Origin of the sequence: Flavobacterium sp. (assembly GCF_044377315.1) — a bacterium.
GTDB lineage: Bacteria > Bacteroidota > Bacteroidia > Flavobacteriales > Flavobacteriaceae > Flavobacterium.
Genome location: NZ_JBILJG010000048.1, coordinates 1 through 5,937 on the forward strand (window position 1 = coordinate 1; position 5,937 = coordinate 5,937).

The window sequence follows — 5,937 nt, forward strand, 5'->3', positions numbered from 1 at the left end:
ATTGCTTCAAAAATGCCACATCAACTTTCTGGTGGCGAGCAACAACGAGTAGCTATTGCAAGAGCTTTACTAAATGACCCAGAACTTATTTTGGCTGATGAACCAACTGGAAACCTTGATCCACAAACAAGCGTTGAAGTCATGGAAGTATTGCGAAAAATCAATGCTAATGGCAAAACGGTTATTATGGCAACACACGATTACGCTTTATTGATGAAGTTTCCATCCAAAACGTTGAAATGTGAAAATGGGCAACTTTTTGAAGTGGTTCAAAGAACGGTTTAATGCTAGAAATCATTCTGAAAAACAACTGAATACATATTTGGTTTTATTCGCACTAATCATTCACACTTTTGTCTTCTAATTGAATAAATTGATCTTTATAAATATTGATTCAAAATAGCAGCTTCAATATCACTATGAGAATCATGGTAAATTGCTTTTCCATTTTTAATCAGGAGAATTTGTGGAGATTGATGTATTACATTGAAACGATTGGCAATTTCATTAGAAATCTCACGATAATTCAATAAATCTAAAAAGTAAATATCGATTTTATCTTGTAAATTAAACTCGTTTTCAAACTGTTTGAGTGCCATTCTACTAATACTACATCTTGTACTATGCTTGAAAATAGCAACAGGTTTTTCGTTGGAGAAATCCACAATTTCATTAAGTTGGCCTAAATCAATTAATGGCTTCCACCCTATTTTTGAGTTGGTACTTTCTTTATTCGAACTTCCAACTATTTTTTTAAATAAACTCATGTTTTGACATTTAATCCGACATTTTGACGTAAAAATAAAGTTTTTTCTTTAAAAAGTAAGCCATTTTGACCGAAAATTACGATTGGAATACATATTGACGAAGTTATAATGAATAGCAAAATTCAATATCAATTTCAATATATATTATACAACACTACAATATACAAAATATGAACATCAATAAATTCACAATCAAATCGCAAGAAGCTTTGCAACAAGCACAGCAAATTGCACAAAGTTTCGGTCAACAACAAGTTGAAAACGAACACATTTTCAAAGGCATTTTAGAGGTCGATGAAAACGTGACTCCTTTTATTTTAAAAAAACTCAACGTTAATGTGGAGCTTTTCAAAAAAGTATTGGATAGCACTATTCAAAGTTTTCCAAAAGTTTCGGGTGGCGAATTACAATTCTCACGCGATGCCGGAACCGCTATGAACGAAGCCGAAATCATTGCCAAAAAAATGAACGACGAATTCGTTTCTATCGAACATTTGATATTGGCTATTTTCAAATCTAGAAGCAAGGTTGCTCAAATTCTGAAAGATCAAGCCGTTACCGAAAAAGGCCTTGAAGCCGCTATAAACGAAATCAGAAAAGGTGAACGCGTTACTTCTGCTTCTGCCGAAGAAACGTATAATGCTTTGAACAAATACGCCAAAAACCTCAACGAATTAGCCAAAAGCGGTAAACTCGATCCTGTGATTGGTCGTGATGAAGAAATTCGTCGTGTATTGCAAATCTTAACGCGTCGCACCAAAAATAATCCCATGTTGGTGGGCGAACCAGGTGTTGGTAAAACAGCCATTGCCGAAGGTTTAGCACACCGAATTGTAGATGGCGATGTTCCCGAAAATCTAAAAGACAAAATCGTTTTTTCTTTAGATATGGGTGCGCTGATTGCTGGTGCGAAATACAAAGGTGAATTTGAAGAACGATTAAAAGCGGTTGTTAAAGAAGTAACTTCTGCCGAAGGCGACATCGTGCTTTTTATAGACGAAATTCACACGCTTGTTGGTGCTGGCGGTGGCGAAGGTGCAATGGACGCAGCCAACATCTTAAAACCTGCTTTGGCTCGTGGTGAACTGCGTGCAATTGGTGCTACAACTTTAGACGAATACCAAAAATATTTCGAGAAAGACAAAGCGTTAGAACGTCGTTTCCAAAAAGTAATGGTCGATGAACCTGATACCGAAAGTGCGATTTCGATTTTGCGTGGAATCAAAGAAAAATATGAAACCCACCACAAAGTGCGTATCAAAGACGATGCTATTATTGCAGCTGTGGAATTATCGCAACGCTATATCACCAATCGTTTTTTGCCAGATAAAGCTATTGACTTGATGGACGAAGCGGCTTCTAAATTGCGTATGGAAATCAATTCAAAACCAGAAGAATTGGATGTTTTGGATAGAAAAATCATGCAATTGGAAATCGAAATGGAAGCTATCAAACGTGAAATCGAAGATTCTCCGAACACCTCTGAAAAAAATAGTCTAGTGAGGCAAAATGATGAAACCAAATTGAAAGGTTTGGGAATGGATTTGGCCAACCTAAAAGAAGACCGAAACGAGATTTTCACCAAATGGAAATCAGAGAAAGATGTCGTTGACAATATTCAAAACGTTAAACAAGAAATTGAAGATTTCAAAACCGAAGCCGAACAAGCCGAACGAAATGGCGATTACGGAAAAGTAGCCGAAATTCGTTACGGAAAAATCAAAGAAGCGCAAGAACGTTTGGATGTTTTGCAAACACAATTAGCCGAAAATCAATCGGGTACTTCCTTGATAAAAGAAGAAGTAACTCGCGAAGATATTGCCGAAATCGTAGCCAAATGGACCGGAATTCCTGTAATGAAAATGCTACAAGGTGAAAGAGAAAAACTCTTGAAACTAGAAGACGAATTACACCATCGAGTAGTTGGTCAAGAAGAAGCTATCGAAGCTGTGAGTGATGCCGTTAGAAGAAGCCGTGCCGGATTGCAAGACATGAAAAAACCGATTGGTTCGTTCTTATTCTTGGGAACCACTGGTGTTGGTAAAACCGAATTGGCAAAAGCCTTAGCCGAATACCTGTTTGACGACGAAAACGCTATGACCCGAATTGACATGAGCGAATACCAAGAACGCCATAGTGTGAGCCGATTGGTAGGTGCGCCTCCGGGTTATGTGGGTTATGACGAAGGCGGACAATTGACAGAAGCCGTTCGTAGAAAACCATATTCTGTGATATTGTTAGACGAAATCGAAAAAGCGCATCCCGACACGTTTAATATCTTGTTACAAGTTTTAGACGAAGGTCGATTGACTGATAACAAAGGTCGTGTAGCCGATTTCAAAAACACAATTATAATCATGACTTCTAATATGGGAAGTGCTATTATACAAGAGAAATTTGAAAACCTTAAAGGCAGTGTTGAAGCAGCAACCGAAGCAGCCAAAATAGAAGTTTTGGGCTTGCTAAGACAAACCGTTCGTCCAGAGTTTATAAATAGAATTGACGAAATTGTAATGTTTACACCGTTAACCAACGCCAACATTAGAGAAATCGTCGGATTGCAACTCAAAGGCGTGGTCAAAATGCTGGCACATCAAAACATCACTATGGATGCAACACCCGAAGCCATCGATTATTTGGCGCAAAAAGGCTACGACCCACAATATGGTGCTCGCCCTGTAAAAAGAGTGATACAAAGAGAAGTTTTGAACCAATTGAGCAAAGAGATTTTGGCAGGCAAAGTCACCACCGACAGCATTATTTTACTAGACAGCTTCGACGGACAATTGGTGTTTAGAAATCAAAGCGAAGAGTTAATTACGAATTAAAAATTACGAATTACGAAGCTCATAATTGATAATTCATAATTCGTAATTCATAATTGTTTTAGATTGGTTTTAGTTTGACTAGACCTGTCAGGTTTTGAAAACCTGACAGGTCTTTCGTTTATTTGTCATTGCTTCGCCAGTTCGAGCAAAGCTCTCGTGTCCGTAGGAATCTCATCCTTTTTGTCATTCTGGAAGAATCTTAGAAGCGACTCGAGCGATAGCGAACTGGCGAAGCAATGGCAAGCGCCTTTCTGGTTACCCTATTCCTGCTATCCGCTCCGCAGTGGCGGATGCTCCTATCAGGGCTAGTTGGTTGTGGTCTTTTGTGAAAATAGTGGTTTTTATAAAAGTTTTGTTTTCATTATACAAACTAAAAATTTGTTGATAATTACTTTGGCAATGATTTTCAACAATTGCGTTTTTAACTATTTTTACACAAAACACAAATTCTATGCAGGCAAAACCATTTTTGAAACTGATAAACTTAACTCTTGTTTGATTAAGAATAAATGAAGACGATAACATCACCATGGAAATCAGATTTTTTAGAATTAGTTTCAAATTCAAAAAAATCAATAAAAATAACATCACCATTTGTTAAAGAAAATATTTGTGATGAAATGTTATCAGCAAAACAAACTAATGCAAAATTAGAGCTAATTACTTCATTTAAACTTGGGAATATTTATTCAGGTTCTTTAGATATAGCTGCAATTGAGAAAATAATAAACCAAAATGGAATTGTAAAAAATTATTCAAAACTTCATTCTAAAATTTATTTATTTGATGATAAAGAAGTAATAATAAGTTCTGGTAATTTAACATATGGTGGTTTAGTTAATAACTATGAATATGGTATTTATTCAAATGATAAAGATTTGGTTTCAAAAATATCAAGTGATTTTAATTTATTATCTAAAAATTCACGAACTGGAAAATTAGATATTTCACATTTAGAAAAAGTAAAAGAAATTATTTCAAAAATTCCATTAACTGAATCTATAAATTTTCCAAATTTTAACATTGAATCGCCTGAAAATAATTATGATACAATTGAAATTCCAGATAATACAATATCATCTTCATTAAGAGGATGGAAATTAGAAGTTTTTAAATGCATTAATTTAATCCCAAATCAGATTTTTACTTTAAATGAAATTAATAAATTTGAAAGTCAATTAAAAATAGTATATCCAAATAATGACCACATAACAGATAAAATAAGACAGCAACTTCAATATTTGAGAGATTTAGGATTAATTGAATTTTTAGGTAACGGTCATTACAGAAAACTATGGAAATGAAAAAATACATATTTATAACTCCTGAAGGAACTACTTTTTCACCTAATGGAAATGAAATTGAAAACATGCAAGTGATTGCTATTGTTGAAGATGTTTATGATGAAAACGAAGCTTATAAAAAATTATTGGTGGAAAATGATTGGATTATTGATTCTGAGTTTAATGTAGCAGAGTTTATTTGTTATGAAGTATTATAAATAAGGTCATAAATTGAATTAGAAAAATAAATAGTTCAATTCATTTAGTTCTAAATCCCATTAGGGATTCAATTTTGGTGAAAAATATAATCAATAGTTTACAAAGTCCCGTAGGGACGATATTTGAGAATTTAAAGTTTTTAAAAGTTTTTGAGATAGAGTATGATGAGCGTTACATTTTTAAAGAGCTAATCTGAATAGCATCCCTAACGGGATTTATTTTCTTGTAGGTTCTTTTTACCTATATTTAATCCCTAACGGGATTTATTTTAATCCTATAAATTTCCCTTCGATTCCTGCCTTTTTTAATTTCTCAGCATTTTCTTTTCCATAAGCAATAAATACACTTGGCGCTCCAGGCGTTCCTGCCTGAATTCCAGTAACATGATAAAATCTAATTCTGCCTTTCACAAATAAAATAGCATCTGCATCATTCCAAACATGTTCAAAAAAACACTTTGTTTCTGTTCTTGCAAAAATTAATGCAATTCCATTTCCATGATATTTTAATTTCTCAAGCCACAATTCCATTCCTCTTCCATATGGCGGATTTAGATAAACTCGACCAAACCATTTTTGAGTTAATCCATCATGATTTGTTGTAAAATTATTTGTAGCGTGCAAAAATGGCGGATTGATTGGACTACATGGGTCTAAATCAAATTCACCTAATTTTTGGACCAATTCTGGCGGAGTTAACCATTCTACTTTAGTGTTTTCACAGCGTTCAAAAGATGTATTCATAATAAATTATTTAATGCAAATATTAGATCAATATTTTATAAAAACAAATTATAATGTGATCAAAATCAATATTTTATAAAAAAAATTAAAATCTATT

The 5,937-nt window shown here is 34.1% G+C and carries 6 protein-coding genes; 4 read left to right on the plus strand and 2 right to left on the minus strand.

Annotated elements, in window-relative coordinates:
* On the plus strand, window positions 1-285 hold a 285-nt coding region (locus tag ACIQ66_RS11155), incomplete at its 5' end, for a cell division ATP-binding protein FtsE (protein ID WP_396212872.1).
* 95 nt (window positions 286-380) lie between these two features.
* Here the strand turns inward: ACIQ66_RS11155 and ytxJ are convergent.
* Window positions 381-767 carry a bacillithiol system redox-active protein YtxJ gene (gene ytxJ, locus ACIQ66_RS11160; RefSeq protein ID WP_396212873.1) on the minus strand — a complete coding sequence of 129 codons (387 nt, stop codon included), beginning with the start codon at window positions 765-767 and terminating at the stop codon, window positions 381-383.
* A 170-nt stretch (window positions 768-937) separates the two neighbouring features.
* On the opposite strand from ytxJ, the gene clpB reads away from it, so the two are divergent.
* The 3 genes from clpB to ACIQ66_RS11175 all read left to right on the plus strand — a co-directional run bounded on the left by clpB (window position 938) and on the right by ACIQ66_RS11175 (window position 5,096).
* Entirely contained in the window at window positions 938-3,595 is a 2,658-nt protein-coding gene (gene clpB, locus ACIQ66_RS11165) for an ATP-dependent chaperone ClpB (protein WP_396212874.1), read from the plus strand.
* A 509-nt stretch (window positions 3,596-4,104) separates the two neighbouring features.
* Window positions 4,105-4,899, plus strand: coding sequence for a phospholipase D-like domain-containing protein (locus ACIQ66_RS11170; protein WP_396212875.1), 795 nt, complete (start codon window positions 4,105-4,107; stop codon window positions 4,897-4,899).
* The gene (locus ACIQ66_RS11175; RefSeq protein ID WP_396212876.1) at window positions 4,896-5,096 is read left to right on the plus strand and encodes a hypothetical protein; all 201 of its coding nucleotides are present in this window, start codon (window positions 4,896-4,898) and stop codon (window positions 5,094-5,096) included. The genes ACIQ66_RS11170 and ACIQ66_RS11175 overlap by 4 nt, the downstream gene beginning before the upstream one ends.
* A 264-nt stretch (window positions 5,097-5,360) precedes the next feature.
* Here the strand turns inward: ACIQ66_RS11175 and ACIQ66_RS11180 are convergent, their stop codons facing one another.
* Window positions 5,361-5,840 carry a DNA N-6-adenine-methyltransferase gene (locus tag ACIQ66_RS11180; RefSeq protein WP_396212877.1) on the minus strand — a complete coding sequence of 160 codons (480 nt, stop codon included), beginning with the start codon at window positions 5,838-5,840 and terminating at the stop codon, window positions 5,361-5,363.
* Window positions 5,841-5,937 lie beyond the last annotated feature (97 nt).

Coding starts and splice junctions, on each gene's coding strand:
- ACIQ66_RS11180 (WP_396212877.1), bottom strand. CDS start 5,840: ATGAATACATCTTTTGAACGCTGTGAAAACACTAAAGTAGAATGGTTA.
- ACIQ66_RS11175 (WP_396212876.1), top strand. CDS start 4,896: ATGAAAAAATACATATTTATAACTCCTGAAGGAACTACTTTTTCACCT.
- clpB (WP_396212874.1), top strand. CDS start 938: ATGAACATCAATAAATTCACAATCAAATCGCAAGAAGCTTTGCAACAA.
- ACIQ66_RS11170 (WP_396212875.1), top strand. CDS start 4,105: ATGAAGACGATAACATCACCATGGAAATCAGATTTTTTAGAATTAGTT.
- ytxJ (WP_396212873.1), bottom strand. CDS start 767: ATGAGTTTATTTAAAAAAATAGTTGGAAGTTCGAATAAAGAAAGTACC.